Genomic DNA, 25027 nt, shown 5'->3' with positions numbered 1-25027 from the left:
AGCGTCCTCACTCAGTCTGTTATTGTTCAGATAGCCCGCAGAGGCGTCAGCGTCTGCGGGCCAACGGCTCGCGCAATCAGGCTTTTTTCTGTTTGTAACGGTCGAATATCACCGCAGCTAACAGTATCAGACCGCGCACCACATACTGTGAGAATGGCGAGATATTCAGTAAATTCATCGCATTCTCAACGGTGCCGAGGATCAGGACGCCCGCCACCACGTAGGAAATTTTACCGATGCCGCCCTTCAGCGATACGCCACCCAGAACACAGGCGGAGATCACCACCAGCTCATAGCCGATGGAGGTCATGGGCTGGCCGCTGGTCATACGCGACGCCAGGATGATGCCCGCCGCCGCCGACACCAGGCCGGAGAGAACAAAGATGATGATGCGGGTCCGCACTACCGGCACACCCGCCAGCCGCGCCGCCTCTTCATTGCCACCGATCGCCAGGGTGTTGCGACCAAAGGTGGTTTTGTTGAGCAGGAAGCCGAAGATCAGCATCGTGGCCAGGGTCAGCCAGATCGGGGCCGGCACGCCAAACCAGTTCGCAAAGCCCAGTTCAAAGAAGCGCTCATCTTCAATGCCGACCGCCTTGCCGTCAGAGAAGATGTAGGCCAGACCGCGCACGATCTGCATGGTGGCCAGCGTGGTGATCAGCGCATTGATTTTAAGACGGGCAATCACAAAGCCGTTGATAAAGCCGGTGATCATGCCGAGCACCAGACCGGCGGCAACGCCAATCCACAGGCTTTCGGTCATGTTGATCACCACCGCGGTAACCACCCCTGCGCAGGCGATCACCGAAGCGACCGAGAGATCAAAATCGCCGGAAGCCAGACAGAAGAGCATGCCGCAGGCGACCATGCCCGACATCGACATCGCCAGGCCCAGGCCTTTCATATTGATAAACGAGCCGAAGTTCGGCACAAAGATCGCACAGACAATAAACAGCAGTGCAAATACCACCAGCATGCCGAAGTTGTCCCAGATGCGACCTAACTGCAGGCCGCCGCGTGATGCAGGCTGCGGCGTATTTGAGGTCGTGGATGAAGCCATGATGATCTCCTGTCAGGCCACGGCGGCCGCTTGAGTGGTTTTGGGCATGGCCAGGCTCAGCGTCTGCTGCTCCGTGGCGTCGTCGTGCAGCAGTTCACCGGCGATAGCACCTTCGCGCATCACCACAATCCGGTCGGCCAGGCCCATCACCTCCGGCAGGTCACTGGAGGCGAACAGCACCGCAATGCCCCGGTTGGCCAGCTGATAAATCAGGTTATAGATTTCATGCTTGGCGCCGACATCGATACCGCGCGTCGGCTCATCGAGCAGGATCACTTTCATCTCCTCCGAGAGCCAGCGCCCCAGGATCGCCTTCTGCTGGTTGCCGCCGGAAAGGTTCATGATCAGCTGATCGGCGCTGGGCGTTTTAATGTTGAGTGAGCGGATATGGCTGTCGGCGTTTTTGCTTTCCCAGCCATTTTTAATCAGGCATCCGGCGGTCAGGTTGTGGCGACGGGCGCTGATGTTGATGTTGTCACGCACCGAGTGCACCGGGATGATGCCTTCGGCTTTGCGATCTTCCGGACAGAGCATGATCCCCGCCCGGATGGCGTCGATCGGCTCGCGCAGCGGCAGCGGTTTGCCGTCCAGGATCACCTGACCCCCGCGCAGACGGGTGCCGCCAAACAAGCCTTTCAGCAGTTCGCTGCGTCCCGCGCCGACCAGACCAAACAGCCCGACAATTTCCCCGGCATGGACTTTCAGTGAAATCGGCGTCCGCACGCCCTTCGCTTCGACGCGATCCAGCTCCAGCCGCACCGCACCCACAGGCCGTGGCGCATAGCCATAGATATCGCCAAGGTTACGGCCCACCATCGCCTGCACCAGATCGTCGTGATGGGTATTGGCCATATCCGTAAAGGTGCGCACATACCGGCCATCTTTAAAGACGGTGATGGCGTCGCTGAGGGCAAAAATTTCCTCCATGCGATGCGACACATAGAGCACCACCCGGCCCTCCTGGCGGAGCTGGCGGATGACGCGGAACAGGTTGTCGATTTCACGCGCCGACAGGGAGCTGGTCGGCTCATCAAAGGCGATAATGCGCGCGTTGCGCGCCAGCGCTTTGGCAATCTCCACCATCTGCCACTGTCCCAGCGACAGATATTTCAGCGGCATATCGGGGTCGATATCCATGCCGAGATTTTTCAGTTGCAGGCCGGCTTCATAACGCATCAGCCGGCGGTTGACCAGTCCATGTTTGTGCGGGATCTGACCGAGATAGATGTTCTCCGCCACGCTCATTTCCGGCACCAGATGGAGCTCCTGGTAAATAATGGCCACGCCCGCATCCAGCGCATCGGTAGTGCGCTGAAAGTTCATCGGCTGGCCTTTGATCCGAATCTCACCGCCGCTCGGCTGATAACTGCCGCTGAGTATTTTTAACAGCGTCGATTTGCCTGCGCCGTTCTCGCCCATCAGCGCATGGACTTCACCGCCCCGGCAGTCGAAGGAGATATCCTGCAGCGCTTTCACGCCAGGAAAGGTTTTACTGATGCCATGAAACGACAGAAAAGCTGAATCAGTGTTCATGTTTATCCTCACTCTTGCACGTCGCCGGCCTGTGCGGGCGGGCGACGTGAAGCAGGCTATGCAGGATGCCAGGCGGCGAAACGCCTGGCAGGCTCAGGGTTACATCAGTCCTTTTTTCGCCAGTTCAGTTTTGAAGTTGTCACGGGTGATCAGCACCACATCGGTGACCTCAGTGAATTTCGCCGGCTCTTCGCCTTTGCTCACCCAGTTGTAGAGCATCTGGCTGCTCTTATAACCATGGATATCCGGGCTTGGCAGCAGCGAGCCGTAGAAGCCGGTCGCTTTGTCTTTCGACAGTTCACTGACCGCATCCACGCCGTTGATACCGATGCCGATGACGTCAGCCGCTTTAAAGCCCTGACCTTCCGTCGCGCGCACGCCGCCCAGCACGGTGTTGTCGTTCATGCCAACAATCAGCCAGTGTTTGACTTCAGGGTGCTGCACCAGCAGGGAGTTACCGGCGTCAAAGGCGCCAGGAATGTCGTTGGATTTGGTCGGAACCTGATAGATCTGAGCGGCCGGGAAGCCCGCAGCTTTGATGGCGTCCATCGATCCGCCGGTACGACGGCGTGCGGTATCCAGTTCGTTGGCGGTAATCGCCATCACGCCGGTGGTTTTCACATCCCAGCCGCGCTTCTGCATCTCTTTATAAAGCTCCTGCCCCTGACGCTCGCCGATTTTGGTGGCGGCCATCATCACCAGCGGCACGGTATCCATCGGTTTGCCTTTGGCGGTCACAAACTGATCGTCCACGGCAATGACTTTCAGGCCGTAGCCCCGCGCTTTCGCCATGATGGCGGAGCCCAGCTTGGGATCGGGCGTACAGATGACGAAGCCTTTGGCGCCGTTTGCGGCAAGGCTGTCGATAGCATTCAGGGTTTTTTCACCATCCGGGACGGCAATTTTGATGACGTCGAAGCCGAGATCTTTGCCGGCTTTATCGGCAAATTTCCATTCCGTCTGGAACCAGGGTTCTTCTGGTTGCTTGACTAAAAAACCCAGCTTCATGGTCTCGGCGATAGCGGATTGTGACATAACCGCTGCCAGGCCGATGGCCGCGAATGCTTTAGTGAATTTATGCATGATGCTCTCCGGTACCAGGTTATTTTTCGCTGCTCATAACGAATCGGTGTAAGCGCTACCAGTTGGTCTTGTTTTGAGGGTACAGCCATAAATCAGTGCGTTAGGTTGCTATGTGTTGTCAGCCTGTCCAGACGCTGGGCTAGTTTTAGCGGTATTGGCGGAGAAAAATGTAGAGCGGTATCACATCTTAAAATCACGACAAAATGATCCATATATTCAGCAAATTTAACCGGAGCTTAACTTTTGCAATGGATCACAAAATCACTGCCGATGGCAGGAAAGTGCATATTGTCAGCCAGCCATGACTAACTGTTCCGGCGCGCCGAACCCAGGATACAGGAGTTAACTAACTACAGGAGATTCCGATGCGTGCTGGAGCCATCACCCTTGGGCTGGACTTTGGTAGTGATTCGGTGCGTGCGCTGGCCGTCGATTGTCACAGCGGCAGCGAGCTGCAGAGTGCGGTGTGCAGCTACCCGCGCTGGCAGCAGGGTCTGTACAGCGATCCGCACACCAATCGTTTTCGTCACCATCCACAGGATTACATCGACGCCATGGAGCAGGCACTGCTCGGCGTACTGAACGCCCTGAGCGAAGATCAGCGCAACGCCGTCGTTGGCATTGGCGTCGACAGCACCGGTTCGACTCCGGCGCCCATCGATCGCGACGGCAATGTACTGGCGCTGCGCCCGGAGTTCGCTGACAACCCCAACGCGATGTTTGTGCTGTGGAAAGATCACACCGCAATAGAAGAAGCGGAAGAGATCAATCAGCTCTGTCACAGCGGCCGTTTCACGGATTACAGCCGCTATATCGGCGGCATCTACTCCTCTGAATGGTTCTGGGCAAAGATTCTGCACGTGTCGCGGGAAGATGCGGCGGTGCGTGACGCGGCGGTTTCCTGGGTGGAGCTGTGCGACTGGGTGCCTGCCCTGTTAAGCGGCACGACCGCGCCCGACAGACTGCGCCGTGGCCGCTGCGCAGCCGGGCATAAAGCCCTGTGGCATGGCGACTGGAACGGCCTGCCGGATGTGGATTTCCTTAACGCGCTGGATCCGCTGTTAACGCAACAGCTGGACTCGCCTCTTTTCACTGAGACCTGGACCGCCGATCTGCCGGTCGGCACGCTCAGCCCGGAATGGGCGCAGCGTCTGGGGCTGGCGCAGACCGTCACGCTCTCCGGTGGCGCGTTTGACTGCCATATGGGCGCGGTCGGAGGCGGTGCCAGACCTTACACCCTGGTGAAAGTGATCGGCACATCAACCTGCGACATCCTGATCGCTGACAGCGAAAAGGTCGGCGATCGCGACATTAAAGGCATCTGTGGTCAGGTGGATGGCAGCGTGATACCGGGAGCGATTGGGCTGGAGGCGGGTCAGTCCGCCTTTGGCGATATCTACGCCTGGTTCAGCCGGTTACTGGGCTGGCCGCTGCAACAGGCGGCTGAGCGTCACCCTGAGCTGAAACCTCAGCTGGCGGAGATGCAAAAGAGTCTGATTAAAGATCTGACCGATGCCTGGGCTGCTAATCCGCAGCTCGACCATCTGCCGGTGGTGCTGGACTGGTTCAACGGTCGCCGCACGCCGAATGCCAATCAGCGGCTGAAAGGGGTGATTACCGATCTGAATCTGGGTACCGATGCCCCGGCGCTGTTTGGCGGTCTGGTCGCGGCGACGGCATTTGGTGCGCGCGCCATTATGGAGTGCTTCGAGCAGCAGCAGATCCCCGTCGAGAGCATTCTGACGCTGGGCGGCATCGCGCGGAAATCTCCGGCGATTATGCAGGCCTGCTGTGACGTGATGAACCGGCCACTGGATATTGTCGCCTCTGATGAGTGCTGTGCGCTGGGTGCGGCCATTTTCGCCGCCGTCGCTGCCGGTATTCACGCCAGCGTTGCCGAGGCGCAGCAGGTGATGGCCAGCCCGATCGCCGTCACGCTGCAACCCGATCCGGCGCGTGTCGCCCGCTATCAGCAACTCTATCAACGCTATCAACAATGGTGCGTGACGGCTGAACCGCAGTACGCCGCCCGCCCCGCTTCCGCTACGAGCCTGGACCAGCAGGCGTAATTGTTGCAGGCAGTCTGTACCCGGACAGCGCAGAACAAGCAGCCGTATACGGAGTACGTGAGGATTACTCGCTGTGCTCGCCCCTTCAGGGCCGCACTTCAGGGCGTTCAGGTTGCTAAAGCAGCCTGTGTGAGCACTGCCCGGGTTCAGACTGACAAATAAATTAGCCTATTAGGTAGGCGCAAAGTAAAGGAGTGGTTTTATGGAACAGTCAAACAGCTACAGCGTGTGGTTTGTCATCGGCACGCAGCACCTCTACGGGTCGGAGACGTTACGCCAGGTTGAACAGCATGCGCGTCAGGTCGTCGAGGGCCTGAATCAGTCCGGGTTACCGCTGCGCCTTGAGCTGAAACCGCTGGTGAAATCACCGGATGAAGCGCTGTCCCTGTGTCGCGACGCTAACTATGACCAGCAGTGCGCCGGCATCATTACCTGGCTGCACACGTTCTCTCCGGCCAAAATGTGGATTGGCGGCCTGAGCGTGCTGAATAAGCCTCTGCTGCAATTTCACACCCAGTTCAATGCGGAGATCCCGTGGGACAGCATGGACATGGATTTTATGAACCTGAACCAGACGGCGCACGGCGGTCGTGAGTTCGGTTTTATCGGTGCCCGCATGGGTCTGCAGCACAGCGTGGTGACCGGACACTGGCAGGATAGCGCCAGCCAGCAGCGTCTGGGCAACTGGATGCGTGCGGCCCTGGCGAAACAGGCCAGTCAGCAGCTGAAAGTGGCGCGTTTTGGCGACAACATGCGTGAAGTGGCCGTGACCGAAGGCGATAAGGTCGCCGCACAGATTCAGTTCGGCTATTCGGTGAATGGCTGGGGCGTGGGCGATCTGGTTGAGGTGATCAATGGCGTCAGCGATGGCGATGTGAATGCGCTGATCGACGAGTACGAAAGCCTCTACCGCTTTTCCGATGTCGCCGCCGCCGGTGGTGAAAAGCGGCAGAACGTACTGGATGCGGCTCGTATCGAGCTGGGTCTGAAGCAGTTCCTTGAAGCGGAAGGCTGCCACGCTTTTACCACCAACTTCCAGACCCTGCATGGCATGACCCAGTTACCGGGTCTGGCGGTGCAGCGTTTGATGGGCCAGGGGTATGGTTTTGCGGGTGAAGGCGACTGGAAGACCGCTGCGCTGCTGCGTATTTTCAAAGTGCTGGCTGGCGATCGCAAAGGTGGCACCTCATTTATGGAGGATTACACCTATCACTTCTCACCCGGCAACGACCTGGTGCTCGGCTCGCACATGCTGGAGGTCTGCCCGTCGATCGCCATTGAAGAGAAACCGCTGATCGATGTGCAGTTCCTGGGCATTGGTAATAAAGCTGACCCGGCGAGGATGATCTTCTCCACCCCGGCCGGTCGTGCGATTAATGCCAGCGTGATCGATATGGGCGATCGTTTCCGTCTGCTGGTGAACGTGGTCGATGCGATTGAACAGCCGAAACCACTGCCGAAATTGCCGGTTGCCCGTGCACTCTGGAAAGCGCAGCCGTCACTGGCGACCGCATCCGAAGCGTGGATTCTCGGGGGTGGCGCACACCATACGGTGTTCAGCCAGGCGCTGACGCTCGACGATATGTATCTGTACGGCGAGATGAACGATATCGAGGTGCTGGTGATTGATGAGCACACCCGCCTGCCTGCGTTTAAAGACGCGCTGCGCTGGAACGAGGCGTACTACCGGTTAAAACGTTAATGAGTGATTCCTGGCGCTTTGCATCTCTTTAAAAGAGAGATGCAGGTGCCGGAAGTCGCCGTATGTCAAAAACCAGTGCTATTCAGTCGGGAATGGCGGGCGTTCCGTAAAGTCGCCGTAAATACATCCCTGTAGGCTCGGCCGCCGGACGACTCGCCTCATCCCTGAGGCTCGCCCGCAAGCGGGCCAACGCTTCGCATTGTTCAAAAACGCTCCGGGCGTTTTTGTCCATGCGGCGGACGCTTTACTCCACTGCCCATCATTCCCTCCTTTTTTCAGTTCCTGAGCGAATATTTAAAAACCAGGTTCATCTGGCGATTAAGCAAAACATCATATGATGGACACTTAACTTCGCTATCCGTCATCCCCTCACGCCGCATGATTCCGCACGGATTTCTCTCAGCAATGATCAAGCCCGACCGGGAAGGAATGGTATGCCTGAAGAGCAAAGCGTCCGCGCCAGGGATGGCGCGGCCAATCCGCATGGATGCGGGAACCCTTTGCGATCAGGCATACCTTTCCTGACCTTGCACCTCAAGCCAATAGCCTGTATTCCTTAATAACTTACAAAACAAAGATGCCAGCACTATGCAAATTTCCGTTCTGAACCAGCATCCCGACTACGCCAGACAAACCGCACAGCTTCTGCACACCGAATGGTCACATCTCCCTGCATGGTCGCATCAGCCTTCCATCCTTGAGCGTTTATTACAACGGAATCAGACAACCTCAGCGGAATTTACCCTCATTGCCTCGCCAGATGGTGAAACAGTGGCAGCGACCTGCAGCGTTATTCGTTATGAACTGGATGACATCGCGGCAAGGGAATACTGGCTGGGTGAGGTCGTGACAGACAAAAAATTCCGCGGCCAGGGCGTGGCAAAGGCGCTGATTCAGCGGGCGATTGCACGCGCCAGACAACAGCAGATCGCTAAACTCTGGCTCTATACCCCCGACCAGCAGGCGTACTATCAGCGTTCAGGATGGCAGGCGGTGGAGCAGCGGCACATAGCCGGAGAAGAGGTGACCGTGATGGGGCTTAACCTTGCGCAGTAACGGGCGGCTCCTGTGAGCCGCCCTCTCATCTCAGGAACTCAATCGCTTAACCGGCGCGTTCTGCTGACGATCCCAGATCACCGTCAGTAACCGCTGCAGGGCGATAAAGGCAAACAGCAGAATCCCGATGGCGATTTTGGTCCACCAGGAACTCAGCGTGCCGTCGAAATTTATCCATGTCTGAATCAGCCCCTGAATCAACACACCAAACAGCGTGCCTAACACCGTGCCGACACCGCCTGACAACAGCGTGCCGCCAATCACTACCGACGCGATTGCATCCAGCTCTACCCCCAGCCCGGCCAGCGCATAGCCTGCTGAGGTATAGATCGAAAACACAATCCCGGCCAGCGTGGCCAGCGTGGTGGAAAGCATATAGATCTTAATGGTGGTGGCGCGCGTCGACACCCCCATCAGCTGCGCCGATGTCAGATTGCCGCCGATGGCGTAAACCCGATTACCAAAGCGGGTGCGGTGCGCCAGAATAATCCCGCCCACCACTACCAGCAGCATAATCACTGCCAGCAGACTCAGGCGCCCGCCGCCCGGTATTTTCCACGCCAGACCCGACAGCGTCGTATAAAACGGATGATCGATGGGAATCGAATTCTCGGACACCAGATAGCTGCATCCGCGCAGGAAAAACATCCCTGCTAACGTAATAATAAAAGCCGGGATCTTCAGCGCATCGATCAGCCAGCCCATCATGGCACCAAACAGCGCCCCCAGCGCCAGAATCAGCGCAAACGCCAGCAGCGGATTGACATGAAAATCGCCAATTGCCCGCGCCAGAAATACGCCGGTAAAGGCGATCACCGCGCCGACCGACAGATCGATACCCCCCGATAAAATCACGAAGGTCATTCCCACCGCGATAATGCCCAGAAATGCATTGTCGGTCAGAATGTTGCAAATCACCCGGGTTGAGGCAAAGCCCGGAAACTGCGTCAGGCAAAACAGGTAACCCGCCACAAACACCAGCAAGGTGATCATCAGCGGAAGATGACGTTTGATCATGTCGGCCGTCTCCGTTTCAACATCGCAATAAACCGCGGTGACTGCAGCAACAGCACGCACATCACCACCACCGCTTTCACCACCTGATTCAGCTCAGGGGGAAAACCGGAGAGCAGAATCCCGGTATTCATCGACTGAATGATCAGCGCACCAATCAGCGACAGCACCAGATTAAAGCGACCGCCCATCAGCGAAGCTCCGCCGATCACCACGGCCAGAATCGCATCCAGCTCCAGCCATAAACCGGCGTTGTTCGCATCCGCTCCGCGAATATCCGCCGCCACAATCAGCCCCGCCACGGCGGCACAGACACCGCTGATCGCGTAGGTCGACATCACTACCAGCCAGCCTGTCACCCCGGCATTGCGAGCCGCGCGCAGGTTGATCCCGACCGCTTCGATGAACAGACCCAGCGCGGTCTTGCGCGTCAGCAGCCACACCGCCAGCGCCACCACCAGCGTAATCCAGACCGGCACCGGCAACATCCACAGCGCGCCGTTGCCAAACCAGCCCAGACTGTCGCTGTCGAAGGTCACAATCTGCCCCTGGGTAATCAACTGGGCGATACCCCGTCCGGCCACCATCAGGATCAGCGTCGCGACAAACGGCTGAATGCGCAGCAGCGCTACCAGCACCCCGTTCCACACGCCGCAGGCCAGCCCGGTTCCCAGCGTGGCAAGGATGATAAACGGCACCCCGTGACCGGCTACGGTCAGCGTCGCGGCGGTTGCGCCGGCTATCGCCATCACCGCACCCACGGAGAGATCGATGCCGCCGGTTGCGATCACCAGCGTCATACCAATCGCCAGCAAGGCGACGGGCGCCGCGCGGTTCAGGATATCGATCGGGCTGCCGAACAGACGACCCTCCTGCAGATGCACGGCAAAAAAGTTATTCGCCACCAGACTGTCAATCAACAGCACCAGCAGCAGCGCCGCAATCTGCGGCATCCCCTGCGGCAGCTTCAGTTTGCGACGCGGCGTTTTTTCAGAAGTCATAGGAGACTCAAGCATGTTTTACTCCTCCGTCAGCGATGGCATTGACAATCGACGCGACCGAAAGCTGCTCCAGGGGGATTTCTGCCACCTGCTTCAGATCGCGCATGATCAACACCCGATCGGCATAGCCCACCAGCTCTTCGAGTTCAGAGGAGATCACCAGCAGCGCCAGACCGTCGGCGCACAGGGATTCGATTAAACGGACAATCTCGGCGTGCGCGCCCACATCAATGCCGCGCGTCGGCTCGTCGAGGATCAAAAACTGCGGTTTCGTCACCAGCCAGCGCGACAGCAGCACCTTCTGCTGGTTGCCGCCCGATAACAGCTCTACCGGCTGCTCCGCGTGCGGTGTGCGGATGCCCAGACTTTTAATGAAACGGTCGGCAATGGCCTGCTGCTCGCGTTTTTTAATCGGCCGTAGCCAGCCACGCTGCGCCTGCAACGCCAGGATGATGTTTTCGCGAACCGAGGCCGCGCCAATAATCCCGTCGGTCTTACGATCCTCCGGGCAAAAACCCATTCCCAGCTGTGAGGCTCTGGCCGGGTTGGTAATGCGCTGCACTTTACCTTTGATCTTCGCCGTGCCGCGATCGGCGCGCCGGATGCCAAACAGCACTTCAGCGGTTTCGGTGCGTCCGGATCCTAACAGCCCCGCCAGCCCGACCACTTCGCCAGGGCGGACCGCCAGGTTAAAGGGTTCAATGGTGCCTTTTCTGCCGTAATCTTCAAACGAGACGACCGGCTGATTGCTGCGCAGCGTGCTGCCCTGCCGCTGCAGCGCCGTCTCCAGCAGTTCGCGTCCCAGCATCAGCTTGATCAGCTCAATCTGCGGCAGCGTAGCGGTATCGCGGGTGGCAATAAACTGCCCGTTGCGCAGCACGGTAATCCGATCGGTAATGCGGTACACCTGGTCCAGAAAGTGGGTAACAAAAATCAGGCTCATTCCGCGGGCTTTCAGCTGCGCCATCAGGGTAAAAAGCATCTCCACCTCGCTGGCGTCCAGGCTGGCCGTTGGCTCATCCAGGATCAGCACCTGCGCCGAGAGATCGACCGCCCGACAGATCGCGATAATCTGCTGCATCGCCACCGAATAGTGGCCCAGCGGACGGGTGACATCGAGCGAAAAACCGTAATTGCGCATCAGCGCATCGGCATCACGCACCATCCGGCGGCGATCGATCATACCGAAACGCCGTGGTTCACGGCCAATATAGAGGTTATCCGCCACCGACATGTTCGGCAGCATATTCACTTCCTGATAGACGGTGCCGATGCCCATCTCCTGCGCCTGCGCGGTGTTGTGCGGCGTAATCGCCTCGCCATTCAGGACGATGGTGCCGGCATCCCGGCTGTAGACACCCGTCAGCACTTTGATCAGGGTCGATTTACCGGCACCGTTCTCACCCAGCAGCGCCATGATCTCCCCTTTGCGGATATCAAAGGAGACGTTGTTCAGTGCTTTGACGCCGGGAAACCCTTTGCTGACGCCGCTGATGGACAGCAGCGGTGCTTCATTTTGCGTGGTCATTCTGCTCACTCCGCCTGGTCATAAAAAACCGCCCCACAGGGCGGTCTGCGGCTGGTCTGCGGATCAGTAGCCCATGCCTTTTTTCCTCTCCAGCTCCTTCTCAGCGTCAGCAGGCAGGAACAGTTTCGACTCGGTCTTGATCACTTTTGGCGGCAGCGTGCCATCTTTTTTGAATTTCTCCAGCGCATCAAACGCCGGGCCAGCCATGTTCGGCGTCAGCTCCACGTTGGCATTTGCCTCACCCGCCAGCATCGCTTTGTAGATATCCGGCACCCCGTCAATCGAGCCGGTCAGGATATCTTTGCCCGGTTTCAGACCCGCCTCTTTAATGGCCTGAATGGCACCGATTGCCATATCATCGTTGTGCGCATAGACCATGCAGATATTCTTGCCGTTGTTCTCCGCCTTGATGAAGCTCTCCATCACCTCTTTACCTTTACTGCGGGTAAAGTCACCGGACTGAGAACGGATCACTTTAATGTTTGGATGGTTGCTGATCGCTTCAGCAAAGCCTTTCTTGCGATCGATCGCGACGCTGGCCCCGACGGTGCCCTGCAGTTCCACCACGTTACACTGCTTGTCGCCGACGGTTTTCACCAGCCAGTCACCGATCAGCTTGCCCTCCAGCACGTTATCCGCCGTAACCACCGCCTGATAAAGCGACTTGTCTTTCACAACGATGGCCCGGTCCAGCAGATAGACCGGAATTTTGGCGTCTTTGGCTTCTTCCAGCACCGGTTCCCAGCCCGTCTGCACCACTGGCGCGATGAAGATGGCATCCACGCCCTGCGCGATGAATGAACGTACGGCCTTGATCTGATTCTCCTGCTTCTGCTGTCCGTCGGCGATTTTCAGGGTGATGCCGCGTTTTTTCGCTTCGCTTTTCGCCACATTGGTTTCCGCCGAGCGCCAGCCAGATTCTGAACCGACCTGCGAGAAGCCGACCGTCATGTCTGCCGCGAGCACCGGGCCGGTTAATGCGGCGCTGACCAGCGTGGTCAGAAGTAAACGTTTCCACATAGTTTTCATTCCTCTGAAGGGCGTTTGCTGTTTAGGGTAGAGAGCACGCTTAGCCTGGACTAAAAAAGGGTGCATAATGGCGACGCGCCTCACAAAACAGAGCAATTTAAAGGAGTTACGTGTCACGACAGGGGGTTGCTGGCCGTGGCGTTATGGAGAGAACTGCTGAGAAATAAAAACTTTGCGGTTAAATAATTGTAATAAACAGAATCGCTTATGTGTAATGGTGCTGGAAACGATTACAGCCAGGCGTACAAAACGGGTTATGACGCTGAGCCGCAACAAAAAACAGGTTTTGTGACTGCCCGCACAGTCGCCTGCTGACACCGTCCGGGAGCGAAACGTTTCTCTGACGACAGCGAAGAGGTTCAGGATAACGCTGGAGTAAAAACCACGAAAAAAAGCCACTGACAGGCGATTCGCGCCGGGAGCGCAAAAACCGGCTTTTATTGTGGCAGACAAAGCGGTTTTTTGCCGCTTCTGCCGTTGAGGATGAAACAGTCACGCGCAGCCAGAGACGGGGTAATGGCTGTGGACAGTGGTAAAAAAATAAAACTACGAATTTTCATTACGTTTACGGTGCGTTAGTCTGATTTTCACCTTTTCTTACCTGCCCGATCTGGACAGGCAAGGCCCGCCCCCTATACTGAGCACTCCTTTGTTACTTCTATCTGTTATGGCAATGATGACTGCGCACGATTACCTGCTTAAATTCCGCAAAGTAAATAATTCAGACAGTCTGGAAAAGCTTTTCGACCACCTCAACTACTCACTGACGAATGATATCGAGATCATCAACATGTATCGGGCTGCCGACCACCGGCGTGCTGAGCTGGTCTCCGGTGGACGCCTGTACGATCTCGGCTGTGTCCCGAAAACAGTGTGGCGTTACGTGGTCTGACTTTCTGCTGTTAACCGCTCTTTTACCCCCTGACCTGTCCGGATGGGCGAGCCCTTCCGGACATGTTATCCTGCTGCGCTTCGACTCTCCGAGACAGGAATAACTCCCGATGAATGAACAGGTTGCTGCGCCACGTATTGGCGGCTGGCTTTTGCTGCCGCTGGCCTGGCTGATAATGACTCTGTTAACCAACGTTCTGGTGCTGGCGATGTATCTCACCCCGCTGTTCAATGCTGAATGGCGTGTGGCGCTGTTTTCGCACGGCAGCACGCTCTTCTCCTACTGGGCCATTTCCCTGCTTACGGCCGTCGCGGTCTGGGCCTACAGCCTCTGGATCAGCTGGCTGTTCTTCAAGCGGTCGCATCGCCTGCCGCGTCACTACCTGCTCTGGCTGCTGATTACGGTGCTGTTAGCGCTAAAAACCTTTGCGTTCACGCCGGTTGCCGACAGCCGTGCGCTGCAGACGCTTCTGTTGTCGCTGCTGGCCGCTGCGGTTTTCGCGCCCTATTTCAAACGTTCAAAACGGGTGAAAGCGACCTTCATTGCGCCGTAACGCTGTGAGTTATGTCAGGAATTTAATTCTGAGTGCGGTCTGCCGCTCTGCTGATGGCGCGGGTGTTGAGATACGCCGCGCTATCAATGATAATAAGCCGCTTTCTGGCTCCCAGGCGAAAAAATGACCGATTATCTGCTTCTCTTTGTTGGCACCGTGCTGGTAAATAACTTCGTTTTAGTGAAGTTTCTCGGCCTCTGCCCTTTTATGGGCGTTTCCAAAAAACTGGAAACGGCGATTGGCATGGGCCTCGCCACGACTTTCGTGATCACGCTGGCCTCGATCTGCGCCTGGCTGGTCAACCATCTGATCCTGCTGCCGCTGGATCTGGTCTATCTGCGTACTATGGCCTATATCCTGGTGATCGCCGTCGTTGTGCAGTTCACCGAGATGGTGGTGCGTAAAACCAGCCCGTCGCTCTATCGTCTGCTGGGGATCTTTCTGCCGCTGATTACCACCAACTGTGCGGTGCTGGGCGTGCCCCTGCTGAGCGTCAACCTCAACCACACCTTTATGCAGGCCGCGCTCTATGGCTTCAGCGCCTCTATCGGCTTCTCGCTGGTCATGGTGCTGTTCGCCGGTATGCGTGAGCGGCTGGTGCTGGCCAATGTTCCCGCCCCGTTTAAAGGTAACTCCATCGCCCTGATTACCGCGGGCCTGATGGCACTGGCCTTTATGGGCTTCAGCGGGCTGGTGAAATTCTGATGACCGCGATCTGGATTGCTATTGCTGTACTGAGTGCGCTGAGCCTGGTGTTCGGCGGCCTGCTGGGTTACGCCTCGCGCCGCTTTGAGGTGGAAGAAGATCCCATTGTTGAGCAGATTGATGCCGTTCTGCCGCAGAGCCAGTGCGGCCAGTGCGGCTATCCTGGCTGCCGTCCCTATGCCGATGCGGTCGGTAACAACGGTGAAGCGATCAACAAGTGCGCGCCGGGCGGTGAGCAGACCATGCTCAAGCTGGCGGCCCTGCTTAACGTTGAACCGCAGCCCATCGATGGCGACGAAACGGCGAAAGAGCCGGTGCGCACCGTGGCCTTTATTGACGAAGCCAACTGTATTGGCTGCACCAAATGTATTCAGGCCTGTCCGGTGGATGCGATTGTCGGGGCCACCCGCGCCATGCACACCGTGCTGAGCGATGTCTGCACCGGCTGCGATCTCTGTGTCGCCCCCTGCCCGACTGACTGCATCGAAATGCGTCCGGTTGCCACCACGCCAGCTAACTGGAAGTGGGATTTGAATACCATTCCTGTACGGGTGATCCCGGTAGAAACTCATGCTTAATCTGTTTAACTTCCTGAAAAAAGAGAAGGTCTGGGATTTTCAGGGCGGCATTCATCCGCCCGAAATGAAAACCCAGTCCAACGGCACGCCGCTGAGCGAACTGCCCCTGCCGGACCGTTTCGTTATTCCGTTAAAACAGCATATCGGCCATGAAGGCGAGATCTGCGTGGCGCCTGGCGATAAGGTGCTGCGCGGTCAGCCGCTGACGTTTGGAACCGGCCGTATGCTGCCGGTTCATGCGCCCACCTCCGGGGTGATTGACGCGATTGGCCAGCACATGACCGCGCATCCTTCCGGTCTGTCCGAACTCTGCATCTTTATGACGCCCGATGGCGAAGATCGCTGGGTGCCGCTCGATCCCCTGCCTGACTATCGCCAGCATCCGCGCGCCGATATCGTGCAGCGCATTCACGATGCGGGCGTGGCGGGCCTGGGTGGCGCGGGCTTCCCGACCGCCACGAAACTGAAAGGTGGCCTGCGCGGGGTAAAAACCCTGATTATCAATGCGGCAGAGTGCGAGCCTTACATCACCGCGGACGATCGCCTGATGCAGGATTATGCCGCCGAGGTGCTGGAAGGCAGCCGCATTCTCGGCTGGGTGCTGCAGGCTGAGCGGGTGCTGATCGGCATCGAAGATAACAAACCCGAAGCGATTGCCGCCCTGAAGCAGGCGCTGGGCAGTGAGCGTGATCTGCAAATCCGGGTGATCCCGACCAAATACCCCTCGGGCGGTGCCAAGCAGCTGACCCGCATCCTGACCGGCAAGGAAGTGCCACACGGCGGGCGCTCAACCGATATCGGCGTGCTGATGCAGAACGTTGGCACCGCGTGGGCGGTGAAGCGCGCCATTATCAACGGCGAACCGATTACCGAACGCGTGGTCACCCTGACCGGTGAGGCGATTGCTCAGCCGCGTAACGTCTGGAGCCGTCTGGGTACGCCTATCAGTCATCTGCTGCATCAGGTGGGATTCACCCCTGCGCCGCGCCAGATGGTGATCATGGGCGGTCCGCTGATGGGCTTTACCCTGCCGTCGCTGGATGTGCCGGTAGTGAAGATTACTAACTGTATTCTGGCGCCTTCTGCCAGTGAGATGGGCAACAACGACGAAGAGCAGTCCTGCATTCGCTGTTCAGCCTGTGCCGATGCCTGTCCGGCGAAGCTGCTGCCACAGCAGCTCTACTGGTTCAGCCAGGGCGGCGATCACGATAAAGCGCGCGCTCACCATATCGATGACTGCATTGAGTGCGGTGCCTGCGCCTATGTCTGCCCGAGTAACATCCCGCTGGTGCAATATTACCGGCAGGAAAAAGCGGAACTGCGCGCCATCGATCTGGAAGCCAAACGCACGCTGGAAGCGAAAGCACGCTTTGAAGCGCGTCAGGCGCGACTGGAGCGTGAAAAGCAGGCCCGCGAAGCACGCCACGAAGAGGCCAAGCAGCGTGTGGCTCGTACGGATAACGGCGAACTGGCCGCCGCAAAAGCGCGCGTGAACGCGCGTCCGGCTGCCCAGCCGGATGAAGCGACGCTTGAGGCGCAGCGTGAAGCCCGCCATGCGCAGGCGCGTCTGCGTCAGGCCGAGGCGCAGGCTGAAACCCAGCCGGTCACGCGTCAGACCACCGATCCACGTAAAGCGGCGGTAGAAGCGGCGATTGCCCGCGCTAAAGCGAAGAAAGCGGCACAGCCGGAGGCTGAAACAGTGCAACCGGCTGCTGAAGTCACGCCAGACGTACCGGCCGAAACCGATCCGCGCAAGGCCGCCGTGCAGGCTGCCATCGCCCGCGCCAAAGCGAAGAAAGCCGCGCAGGCGGACAATGCGGAAGCGTCCACGCAGGCTGTCACCGACAGCGCCGCAGACGCACCGGCTGAAACCGACCCGCGCAAGGCCGCCGTGCAGGCCGCCATTGCCCGCGCCAAAGCGAAGAAAGCCGCGCAGGCGGACAATGCTGAAGCGTCCACGCAGGCTGTCACTGACGGCACCGCAGACGCACCGGCTGAAACCGATCCGCGTAAAGCCGCCGTGCAGGCCGCCATTGCCCGGGCCAAAGCGAAGAAAGCCGCGCAGGCGCAGCACGCTGAACCCGCTACGCCCGCCACCGACAGCGCCCCTGAGCCCTCACAGGCGGAACAGGAGGCGGACGCCGCGTCACGCGACGCCGCAGCGCTGGCGACCGCCGCGCATTTTGCGGTGGAGAAAGCGGAGCAGGCTCAGGAGCAGGCAAACAATGCGAATGCCGAACCTGAACAGGCACCTGAACTGAATCAACCCGATGATGCGCGCAAAGCCGCTATTGCTGCCGCCATCGCCCGTGCCAAAGCGCGTAAAGCGCAGTCGTCTACGACGCTTGAGGATTAAATGGCTTTTCGTATCGCAAGTTCTCCTTACACCCACAATCGCCGCAGCACCGGCAATATCATGCTGCTGGTGGTGCTGGCTGCGCTGCCCGGTTTTGCCGCACAGTGTTATTTCTTTGGCTACGGCACCCTGTTACAGGTTTTACTGGCGACGCTCACCGCCTGGCTGACCGAAGCGGCGATTCTGCGGCTGCGCAAAGCGCCGGTTGCCAGCACGCTGGCAGATAACTCAGCGCTGCTGACCGCCGTGCTGATCGGCATCAGCCTGCCGCCGCTGGCACCCTGGTGGCTGGTGGTCGTCGGTACGCTTTTTGCCGTGGTCATTGCGAAACAGCTGTATGGCGGGCTGGGTCAGAACCCCTTTAATCCGGCAATGGTTGGCTATGTGGTGCTGCTGATCTCCTTCCCGGTGCAGATGACCAGCTGGCTGCCGCCCGATACCCTTCAGGCGATCAAACCCAGCCTGCTCGACAGCCTGAGCATGGTTTTCCGCGGGCATACTCTGGCGGGCGATACCATGCAGCAGCTGCAGATGGGTGTGGATGGCATCAGCCAGGCGACCCCGCTGGATACCTTTAAAACCGGCTTACGCGCGGGTCACAGCGCTGAACATCTGCTGGCCCAGCCGATTTACAGCGGCGTGCTGGCGGGTCTCGGCTGGCAGTGGGTCAACGTCGGCTATCTGGCGGGCGGCCTGTTCCTGCTGTGGAAAAATGCTATCCGCTGGCATATTCCTGCGGCGATGCTGCTGTCACTGGCCGTCTGCGCCACGCTGGGCTGGTTCTTTTCACCGGACTCGCTCAACAGCCCGCTGATCCACCTGTTCTCCGGTGCCACCATGCTGGGCGCGTTCTTTATTGCGACCGATCCGGTAACAGCCTCAACCACTAACCGGGGCCGCCTGATTTATGGTGCGCTGATTGGCCTGCTGGTCTGGCTGATCCGCAGCTTCGGCGGCTATCCCGATGGCGTCGCCTTTGCCGTGCTGCTGGCGAATATCTGCGTGCCGCTTATCGACTACTACACCCAGCCGCGCGTTTACGGCCATCAGAAGGATTAAGCGATGCTGGAGACGATTCGTAAAAATGGGGTAACGCTGGCGATGTTTGCCGCCATCACCACCGCGGCGACCGCCGTGGTGAACACCGTGACCAAACCCACGGTCGAACATCAGACGCAGTTACAGCAGAAAAACCTGCTGGATCAGGTGGTTCCGACCACGCTTTATGACAATAACATTCAGCAGGATTGTTACGTTGTCACCGATCCGGCACTGGGTAACAGCGCGCCCCATCACCTCTATCTGGCGCGCAAAGGCGATCGGCCGGTGGCTGCCGCACTGGAGACCACCGCGCCTGACGGCTATTCTGGTGCCATACAGATGCTGGTCGGTGCCGATTTCCAGGGTAAAGTACTGGGCGTGCGGGTGATTGAACATCATGAAACGCCCGGCCTGGGCGACAAGATCGAACTGCGGATTTCTGACTGGATCAACAGCTTTAACGGCAAAGTGGTTCAGGGACCCGGCGATAAGGCCTTTGCTGTGAAAAAAGATGGCGGCGAGTTCGATCAGTTTACCGGCGCCACCATTACCCCACGCGCGGTGGTCAATGCCACAAAACGCACCGCGCTGTTAATGAAAACGCTGCCGGAGAAACTTTCTTCGTTACCGCAATGTGGAGACGCAAATGAGTGAAGCTAAAAGTCTGCTGGTTGGCGGATTGTGGAAGAACAACTCGGCGCTGGTGCAGCTGCTGGGCCTCTGTCCGCTGCTGGCGGTCACCGCAACGGCCACCAATGCGCTCGGTCTGGGGCTGGCGACCACGCTGGTGCTGACCCTGACCAACAGTTTTATTTCCGCCTCGCGCCGCTGGGTCCCCTCGGAAATCCGTATCCCGATCTACGTAATGATCATCGCTTCGGTGGTGAGCTGCGTGCAGATGCTGATTAACGCCTATGCCTATGGACTCTATCAGTCGCTGGGGATCTTTATCCCGCTGATCGTGACCAACTGCATCGTGGTGGGCCGTGCCGAAGCCGTGGCCTCTAAAAGCAGCATTCCGCTGGCGGCGCTCGATGGTTTCGCCATCGGCATGGGCGCGACCTGCGCCATGGTGGTGCTGGGCTCGCTGCGCGAAATTATCGGCAGCGGCACCCTGTTTAACGGCGCCGATCAGCTGCTGGGGCCGTGGGCAAAATCGCTGCGCATTGAAGTGGTCCATTTTGATTCACCGATGCTGCTGGCCATGCTGCCGCCTGGCGCGTTTATTGGCCTCGGCATGATGCTGGCTGGCAAATACCTGATCGATCAGAAGATGAAGCAGCGCGCGGCACTGCGTGCTGAAGCCGCGGCCAGCGCCGCACCGCAGGGCGCAGCCGGGAAAGCCGTGTGAATCAGACGAAACGCACCGAGATCCTGCGGCGTCTGCAGGAACATAATCCGCATCCGACCACCGAGCTTCACTTCAGCTCGCCGTTTGAACTGCTGATTGCGGTCCTGCTTTCCGCGCAGGCGACCGATGTCAGCGTCAATAAAGCCACCGCGAAACTCTATCCGGTGGCCAACACCCCTGCCGCCATGCTGGCGCTGGGAGTGGATGGCGTGAAGTCCTATATCAAAACCATCGGCCTGTTTAACAGCAAAGCGGAAAACGTCATCAAGACCTGCCGCATTCTGCTGGAACAGCACAACGGCGAGGTGCCGGAAGATCGCGCGGCGCTGGAAGCCCTGCCAGGCGTCGGCCGCAAAACCGCCAATGTGGTGCTCAACACCGCCTTCGGCTGGCCAACCATCGCTGTCGACACGCATATCTTTCGCGTCAGCAACCGCACCCGGTTTGCTCCCGGTAAAAACGTGGAGGAGGTCGAACAGAAGCTGCTGAAAGTGGTTCCGGCGGCGTATAAGGTCGATTGTCATCACTGGCTGATTCTGCACGGCCGTTACACCTGCGTGGCGCGCAAACCGCGCTGTGGCTCCTGCCTGATTGAGGATCTCTGCGAGTATCCTGAAAAAACGGACTGACCCGCTGCGGCGGGTTTTTTTATGGCCTGATTGCCCTCAGCTTCTCTCTCTGCCACCGCCCTCCCTGCCGTTCTGAATAACGTCACAGTTTGTCGGGTTGTTACCTCGCTGTTGATGATGGAAAATCGCCGCTCCTGACGATAAGAAAATGTTATGACCCGGTGAGTAAAGCAACGAATGAACGGCCTCCTGCTGCGAGGCATCCTCTGCGCCAGTTCCTGGCGCGACTCTGGCCGCACCCGCTGGCGGTCACGCAAAAGCATATCCTGTTCGCCGCGCTGGGCGCCGGCTGCGGATTGATGCTGACCAGCCTGCTGAGCCACTGGATGCTGGGTGAGCTGAACCTCTGGTTTGTCGCGCCGGTCGGCGCCTCGGCCGTGTTACTGTTTGGCGTGCCCGCCAGTCCGCTGGCGCAGCCGTGGGCCATCGTCGGCGGCAACAGCCTGTCAGCGCTGGCGGGCGTGACCGTCAGCCTGCTGATCCCCGATCCGGCAATCGCCTGCGGCGTGGCAGCCTGTGTGGCGATCCTGCTGATGTTTCAGCTGCGCTGCCTGCATCCGCCCGGCGGCGCGGTGGCGCTGACCGCCATTCTGGGCGGACCTGCGGTGCAGCAGCTGGGCTATCAGTTTGTTCTGACGCCGGTTCTGCTCAACTCCCTGACGCTGGCGCTGCTGGCACTGCTGTTTAATAATCTGGCCGGTCGCCGCTATCCGCATCCGCTGGCTCCCGCAGAGAGTAAACCTGAGCCGGTGGCGATGCCGGTGCCGCTGACCCGCGCCGATCTGCATCAGGCGATGCAGGGCGGTGAACTGCTGGATATCGATGAAGATGATTTGCAGGCCCTGCTACTGCGCGCTGAACAGATCGCGCAGCGCCGCCAGCTGAATCGCTGACGGTTATCATCGCACCCGCCCGGTTATCCGTTACAGTGTCACCTGGTGAGGCCTGTCAGCGCTGCGCCAGCGCGGCCTGCATCCACGCGACCACCAGTGGAGCGTCCTTCTCCTGCAGGGCGGCGCGCTCTGACTGAAACAGCGTTGCGACAAAGAAGGGATGGTCGGGCAGCTCAACGCCGCGCACCTCACCCGCCTCATCCCAGGCGGTAATGCGCAGCGTGTTCTCGCCCAGTGCGGTACTGAATGCCGGGTTGACGCCAAAGTTGCAGCGGTAGCCTTCATCGCTACTGAGCGCCCCATAGGCCTGGGCGATACGGGAGTTCGCTTCAAATCTTACTGTGCCGCGCTTCTCCACCAGCGAACAACTCAGTGGCGTAATCACCTGTCGCCCGCCCGTCTCCGTTTCGGCGTGACGCGCATCCTGCCACTCCAGCACATTGCGCGCGTATTCGATGACCGCATACTGAAATCCGCCGCAGGAACCGAGGAAAGGTTTGCCGCTTTCCCGCGCCCAGCGAATGGTGTCGAAGACACCCACGTCATTATGATAAGGACTGCCCGGCACGACCCAGATAGCATCACTCTGCGCCAGATGCGCCTCGCTAAGCTGTTCAGTGGGGATCCATTCTGCTTCCGCAGTGATGTTCAGCCGACGGGCGGCACGTTCAATCGCAAGGGGAATAGCCTGATGGGCAACCGCACTGGCGCGGTAATCACCGACCAGTGATAAACGCAGGGAGGAGGACATAGCGAGTTCCTGTAAGGGGAAATTGAGAGGCTACAGGAATGTGAATATTCTGTCGAGCGCGCTCAGCAGTACGGTTTTTCCTACCCGCCAGCCCCGCGCAATCGATTTCTTGTTTTACTTTCTGAAATAAATCGCCGTTTTGTGTTCCGGATCGTCACCCGGACGCTTTTTCATCAATGCGGCAGGCTTAACGTTTTAATTTTCGGCAGATCGCCTGGGAAATAGCCATCTTCTGCCGGTTAGTGCTGTTGAATTATCATCCGGCAAACGTTTAATCTGCATAAGGCGCTATTAGCAGTTAATATTAATTTCATCCAGTAAGCCGCCCTCATTTGGCATTTTTATACTGAAGTGATATTTCAGATCAATATTAAAATCTGCCTCATCGTTTATTGTAAGATTTTTAACCTGACATTATCAGGTTACACGGGGTGTCAGAAAACTCTTGCCCTGCTGCCCGTAATCAGCCAAATTAGTCGCCGCTCCTCCCTTCTGATAACAATTTTGCGCATGGAACACTCACATGACGCAGACTTAATTCCTGTCCCGAAACAGGATGTGACAAAACTGAGGTACAAGTGTCAACTGCAAACAAACACACTGATGAGGCTGTCAGCCTCAATGCGTTTAAACAGCCAAAGGCGTTCTACTTAATCTTTTCGATTGAGTTATGGGAACGTTTTGGCTTCTATGGCCTGCAGGCCATTATGGCGGTTTACCTGGTGAAGCAGCTGGGATTGTCTGAATCAGACTCTATTACCCTGTTCTCTTCATTCAGTGCGCTGGTTTATGGTCTGGTCGCCATCGGCGGCTGGCTCGGTGATAAGGTGCTGGGTACCAAACGCGTTATCGTACTGGGTGTGCTGGTGCTGGCGCTGGGTTATGCGCTGGTTGCCTTCTCCGGCCATAATGTCAGTATCGTCTATCTCGGTATGGCCACCATCGCCGTGGGCAGCGGCCTGTTTAAAGCGAATCCCTCTTCGCTGCTTTCGACCTGCTACGAGAAAGATGACCCGCGTCTCGACGGTGCGTTCACCATGTTTTACATGTCGATTAACATCGGTTCGCTGTTCTCGATGATGCTGACACCGTGGTTAGCCGCAAAATATGGCTACAGCGTCGCCTTCTCCCTCTGCGTCATCGGTCTGGTCATCACCCTGTTAAACTTCCTGTTCTGCAAACGCATGGTCAAAGATTACGGTTCTAAACCGGACTTTGCGCCGCTGCAGGTCGGTAAACTGCTGATGACCCTCGTGGGCGTCGTGGTGCTGGTCGCACTGGCAAACTGGATGCTGCATCACCAGGCGATTGCACGTGTGGTGCTGGCGGTGATTGCACTGGGCATCGTGCTGGTGTTTGCCAAAGAAGCCTTTGCGCTGCAGGGCGCAGCGCGTCGTAAGATGATCGTGGCCTTCCTGCTGATGGTTGAAGCGATTCTGTTCTTCGTGCTCTACATGCAGATGCCGACCTCTCTGAACTTCTTCGCTATCCGTAACGTTGAGCACACTATCTTCGGCATTACCTTTGCCCCGGAGCAGTTCCAGGCGCTGAACCCGTTCTGGATCATGCTGGCCAGCCCGCTGCTGGCGTCGCTCTACAACAAGCTGGGCGATAAGCTGCCGATGCCGCACAAATTTGCCTTTGGTATGGTGCTCTGCTCCGCCGCGTTCCTGGTGCTGCCGCTGGGCGCGAAGTTTGCCAGCGATGCCGGTATCGTTTCTGTGAACTGGCTGATCCTGAGCTATGCGCTGCAGAGTATCGGTGAGCTGATGATCTCCGGTCTCGGCCTGGCGATGGTCGCGCAGCTGGTGCCTCAGCGTCTGATGGGCTTTATCATGGGCTCCTGGTTCCTGACCACCGCCGGTGCGGCGGTGATTGCCGGTAAAGTCGCTAACCTGATGGCTGTGCCTGAAAACGTGACCGATCCGCTGATTTCACTGGCAACCTACAGCCGTGTGTTCCAGGAGATTGGTATCACTACGGCAGTGATCGCCGTGCTGATGCTGATTACTGCGCCGCTGCTGAACCGCATGACGCAGGACTCTGAAGCAAAAGCCCGGGATGTGCAGGCCTGACAGCCACCCTGTCATCTCTCAGCCGGGCTCTGCCCGGCTTTTTTATGGCTGACGTCTCCCCCTGATTATTCCCTGATCCCTGTCACTGGCAATTCTGCTCTGAGCATTTACTATGCAGTAACCCCATT

The 25027-nt window shown here is 58.2% G+C and carries 22 protein-coding genes; 14 read left to right on the top strand and 8 right to left on the bottom strand.

Translation table 11 applies throughout. From position 1 onward, the window contains the following. Positions 1 to 76 precede the first annotated feature (76 nt). The 3 genes from araH to HFD97_RS05005 form a co-directional block, all read right to left on the bottom strand. Entirely contained in the window at positions 77 to 1060 is a 984-nt protein-coding gene (gene araH / locus HFD97_RS05015) for an L-arabinose ABC transporter permease AraH (RefSeq protein WP_009090322.1), read from the bottom strand. A gap of 12 nt (positions 1061 to 1072) precedes the next feature. Beyond that, the gene (gene araG / locus HFD97_RS05010; RefSeq protein WP_058958391.1) at positions 1073 to 2593 is read right to left on the bottom strand and encodes an L-arabinose ABC transporter ATP-binding protein AraG; all 1521 of its coding nucleotides are present in this window, start codon (positions 2591 to 2593) and stop codon (positions 1073 to 1075) included. 99 nt (positions 2594 to 2692) lie between these two features. Continuing rightward, complete coding sequence (locus HFD97_RS05005; protein WP_009090326.1) at positions 2693 to 3676, bottom strand: arabinose ABC transporter substrate-binding protein; 984 nt, start codon at positions 3674 to 3676, stop codon at positions 2693 to 2695. A 365-nt stretch (positions 3677 to 4041) separates the two neighbouring features. On the opposite strand from HFD97_RS05005, the gene HFD97_RS05000 reads away from it, so the two are divergent. From HFD97_RS05000 to HFD97_RS04990, 3 genes are all read left to right on the top strand, one after another. Beyond that, complete coding sequence (locus HFD97_RS05000; protein ID WP_167430871.1) at positions 4042 to 5745, top strand: ribulokinase; 1704 nt, start codon at positions 4042 to 4044, stop codon at positions 5743 to 5745. 202 nt (positions 5746 to 5947) lie between these two features. After that, positions 5948 to 7447 (top strand): L-arabinose isomerase, encoded by a 1500-nt coding sequence (gene araA, locus HFD97_RS04995; RefSeq protein ID WP_167430872.1) that lies wholly within the window; start codon positions 5948 to 5950, stop codon positions 7445 to 7447. A 588-nt stretch (positions 7448 to 8035) separates the two neighbouring features. Then, a complete protein-coding gene (locus tag HFD97_RS04990; protein WP_167430873.1) occupies positions 8036 to 8503 on the top strand; it encodes a GNAT family N-acetyltransferase in 468 nt (155 codons plus the stop codon). Positions 8504 to 8533: 30 nt separating this feature from the next. On the opposite strand, the gene yjfF is transcribed toward HFD97_RS04990, so the two are convergent. The 4 genes from yjfF to ytfQ form a co-directional block, all read right to left on the bottom strand. Continuing rightward, positions 8534 to 9520, bottom strand: coding sequence for a galactofuranose ABC transporter, permease protein YjfF (gene yjfF, locus HFD97_RS04985; RefSeq protein ID WP_009090334.1), 987 nt, complete (start codon positions 9518 to 9520; stop codon positions 8534 to 8536). After that, the gene (gene ytfT / locus HFD97_RS04980) at positions 9517 to 10533 is read right to left on the bottom strand and encodes a galactofuranose ABC transporter, ATP-binding protein YtfT (protein WP_009090336.1); all 1017 of its coding nucleotides are present in this window, start codon (positions 10531 to 10533) and stop codon (positions 9517 to 9519) included. Before ytfT ends, yjfF begins: the two co-directional genes overlap by 4 nt. Then, positions 10526 to 12046 carry a sugar ABC transporter ATP-binding protein gene (locus HFD97_RS04975; protein ID WP_167430874.1) on the bottom strand — a complete coding sequence of 507 codons (1521 nt, stop codon included), beginning with the start codon at positions 12044 to 12046 and terminating at the stop codon, positions 10526 to 10528. Before HFD97_RS04975 ends, ytfT begins: the two co-directional genes overlap by 8 nt. 63 nt (positions 12047 to 12109) lie before the next feature. After that, entirely contained in the window at positions 12110 to 13066 is a 957-nt protein-coding gene (gene ytfQ / locus HFD97_RS04970) for a galactofuranose ABC transporter, galactofuranose-binding protein YtfQ (RefSeq protein ID WP_046101772.1), read from the bottom strand. A 685-nt stretch (positions 13067 to 13751) separates the two neighbouring features. Between ytfQ and ydgT the strand changes: the two genes are divergently transcribed. The 10 genes from ydgT (at position 13752) to HFD97_RS04920 (ending at position 22073) form a co-directional block, all read left to right on the top strand. Beyond that, the gene (gene ydgT / locus HFD97_RS04965; protein ID WP_046101771.1) at positions 13752 to 13967 is read left to right on the top strand and encodes a transcription modulator YdgT; all 216 of its coding nucleotides are present in this window, start codon (positions 13752 to 13754) and stop codon (positions 13965 to 13967) included. 109 nt (positions 13968 to 14076) lie between these two features. After that, positions 14077 to 14520, top strand: coding sequence for a DUF2569 domain-containing protein (locus HFD97_RS04960; protein WP_167430875.1), 444 nt, complete (start codon positions 14077 to 14079; stop codon positions 14518 to 14520). A gap of 123 nt (positions 14521 to 14643) precedes the next feature. Then, positions 14644 to 15225: an electron transport complex subunit RsxA gene (rsxA, locus tag HFD97_RS04955; protein ID WP_003853423.1), complete on the top strand. Its 582-nt coding sequence runs from the start codon at positions 14644 to 14646 to the stop codon at positions 15223 to 15225. Further along, positions 15225 to 15803, top strand: coding sequence for an electron transport complex subunit RsxB (gene rsxB / locus HFD97_RS04950; RefSeq protein WP_009090345.1), 579 nt, complete (start codon positions 15225 to 15227; stop codon positions 15801 to 15803). The genes rsxA and rsxB overlap by 1 nt, the downstream gene beginning before the upstream one ends. Then, positions 15796 to 18159 (top strand): electron transport complex subunit RsxC, encoded by a 2364-nt coding sequence (rsxC, locus tag HFD97_RS04945; protein WP_167434906.1) that lies wholly within the window; start codon positions 15796 to 15798, stop codon positions 18157 to 18159. Before rsxB ends, rsxC begins: the two co-directional genes overlap by 8 nt. Beyond that, entirely contained in the window at positions 18160 to 19218 is a 1059-nt protein-coding gene (rsxD, locus tag HFD97_RS04940) for an electron transport complex subunit RsxD (RefSeq protein WP_058956537.1), read from the top strand. It abuts the gene before it with no gap. 3 nt (positions 19219 to 19221) lie between these two features. Then, complete coding sequence (gene rsxG / locus HFD97_RS04935) at positions 19222 to 19854, top strand: electron transport complex subunit RsxG (RefSeq protein WP_058956538.1); 633 nt, start codon at positions 19222 to 19224, stop codon at positions 19852 to 19854. Next, a complete protein-coding gene (locus HFD97_RS04930; RefSeq protein WP_009090356.1) occupies positions 19847 to 20551 on the top strand; it encodes an electron transport complex subunit E in 705 nt (234 codons plus the stop codon). The genes rsxG and HFD97_RS04930 overlap by 8 nt, the downstream gene beginning before the upstream one ends. After that, positions 20548 to 21180, top strand: a complete 633-nt coding sequence (gene nth, locus HFD97_RS04925) for an endonuclease III (protein WP_009090357.1) — start codon at positions 20548 to 20550, stop codon at positions 21178 to 21180. The genes HFD97_RS04930 and nth overlap by 4 nt, the downstream gene beginning before the upstream one ends. A 161-nt stretch (positions 21181 to 21341) precedes the next feature. Further along, positions 21342 to 22073, top strand: coding sequence for an HPP family protein (locus HFD97_RS04920; RefSeq protein WP_167430877.1), 732 nt, complete (start codon positions 21342 to 21344; stop codon positions 22071 to 22073). Positions 22074 to 22128: 55 nt separating this feature from the next. Here HFD97_RS04920 and HFD97_RS04915 read toward each other — a convergent pair whose 3' ends face one another. Continuing rightward, positions 22129 to 22824 carry a CTP synthase gene (locus HFD97_RS04915; RefSeq protein WP_167430878.1) on the bottom strand — a complete coding sequence of 232 codons (696 nt, stop codon included), beginning with the start codon at positions 22822 to 22824 and terminating at the stop codon, positions 22129 to 22131. A 578-nt stretch (positions 22825 to 23402) separates the two neighbouring features. Between HFD97_RS04915 and dtpA the strand changes: the two genes are divergently transcribed. Next, positions 23403 to 24899, top strand: coding sequence for a dipeptide/tripeptide permease DtpA (gene dtpA / locus HFD97_RS04910; RefSeq protein ID WP_167430879.1), 1497 nt, complete (start codon positions 23403 to 23405; stop codon positions 24897 to 24899). The last annotated feature ends 128 nt before the right edge of the window (positions 24900 to 25027 follow it).

The organism is Pantoea sp. EKM103V (assembly GCF_011800365.1).
Classification (GTDB): Bacteria; Pseudomonadota; Gammaproteobacteria; order Enterobacterales; family Enterobacteriaceae; genus Pantoea; species Pantoea anthophila.
This window is presented reverse-complemented; position numbering and strand designations above follow the sequence as displayed.

Excerpts from the sequence above, each read along its gene's own strand:
- rsxG (WP_058956538.1), top strand. The coding sequence starts at position 19,222 with ATGCTGGAGACGATTCGTAAAAATGGGGTAACGCTGGCGATGTTTGCC.
- HFD97_RS04930 (WP_009090356.1), top strand. The coding sequence starts at position 19,847 with ATGAGTGAAGCTAAAAGTCTGCTGGTTGGCGGATTGTGGAAGAACAAC.
- rsxD (WP_058956537.1), top strand. The coding sequence starts at position 18,160 with ATGGCTTTTCGTATCGCAAGTTCTCCTTACACCCACAATCGCCGCAGC.
- araG (WP_058958391.1), bottom strand. The coding sequence starts at position 2,593 with ATGAACACTGATTCAGCTTTTCTGTCGTTTCATGGCATCAGTAAAACC.
- HFD97_RS05005 (WP_009090326.1), bottom strand. The coding sequence starts at position 3,676 with ATGCATAAATTCACTAAAGCATTCGCGGCCATCGGCCTGGCAGCGGTT.
- HFD97_RS04990 (WP_167430873.1), top strand. The coding sequence starts at position 8,036 with ATGCAAATTTCCGTTCTGAACCAGCATCCCGACTACGCCAGACAAACC.
- rsxB (WP_009090345.1), top strand. The coding sequence starts at position 15,225 with ATGACCGCGATCTGGATTGCTATTGCTGTACTGAGTGCGCTGAGCCTG.
- HFD97_RS05000 (WP_167430871.1), top strand. The coding sequence starts at position 4,042 with ATGCGTGCTGGAGCCATCACCCTTGGGCTGGACTTTGGTAGTGATTCG.
- ydgT (WP_046101771.1), top strand. The coding sequence starts at position 13,752 with ATGACTGCGCACGATTACCTGCTTAAATTCCGCAAAGTAAATAATTCA.
- HFD97_RS04975 (WP_167430874.1), bottom strand. The coding sequence starts at position 12,046 with ATGACCACGCAAAATGAAGCACCGCTGCTGTCCATCAGCGGCGTCAGC.
- HFD97_RS04915 (WP_167430878.1), bottom strand. The coding sequence starts at position 22,824 with ATGTCCTCCTCCCTGCGTTTATCACTGGTCGGTGATTACCGCGCCAGT.
- ytfQ (WP_046101772.1), bottom strand. The coding sequence starts at position 13,066 with ATGTGGAAACGTTTACTTCTGACCACGCTGGTCAGCGCCGCATTAACC.
- araH (WP_009090322.1), bottom strand. The coding sequence starts at position 1,060 with ATGGCTTCATCCACGACCTCAAATACGCCGCAGCCTGCATCACGCGGC.
- ytfT (WP_009090336.1), bottom strand. The coding sequence starts at position 10,533 with ATGCTTGAGTCTCCTATGACTTCTGAAAAAACGCCGCGTCGCAAACTG.
- araA (WP_167430872.1), top strand. The coding sequence starts at position 5,948 with ATGGAACAGTCAAACAGCTACAGCGTGTGGTTTGTCATCGGCACGCAG.
- yjfF (WP_009090334.1), bottom strand. The coding sequence starts at position 9,520 with ATGATCAAACGTCATCTTCCGCTGATGATCACCTTGCTGGTGTTTGTG.
- HFD97_RS04960 (WP_167430875.1), top strand. The coding sequence starts at position 14,077 with ATGAATGAACAGGTTGCTGCGCCACGTATTGGCGGCTGGCTTTTGCTG.
- rsxA (WP_003853423.1), top strand. The coding sequence starts at position 14,644 with ATGACCGATTATCTGCTTCTCTTTGTTGGCACCGTGCTGGTAAATAAC.
- rsxC (WP_167434906.1), top strand. The coding sequence starts at position 15,796 with ATGCTTAATCTGTTTAACTTCCTGAAAAAAGAGAAGGTCTGGGATTTT.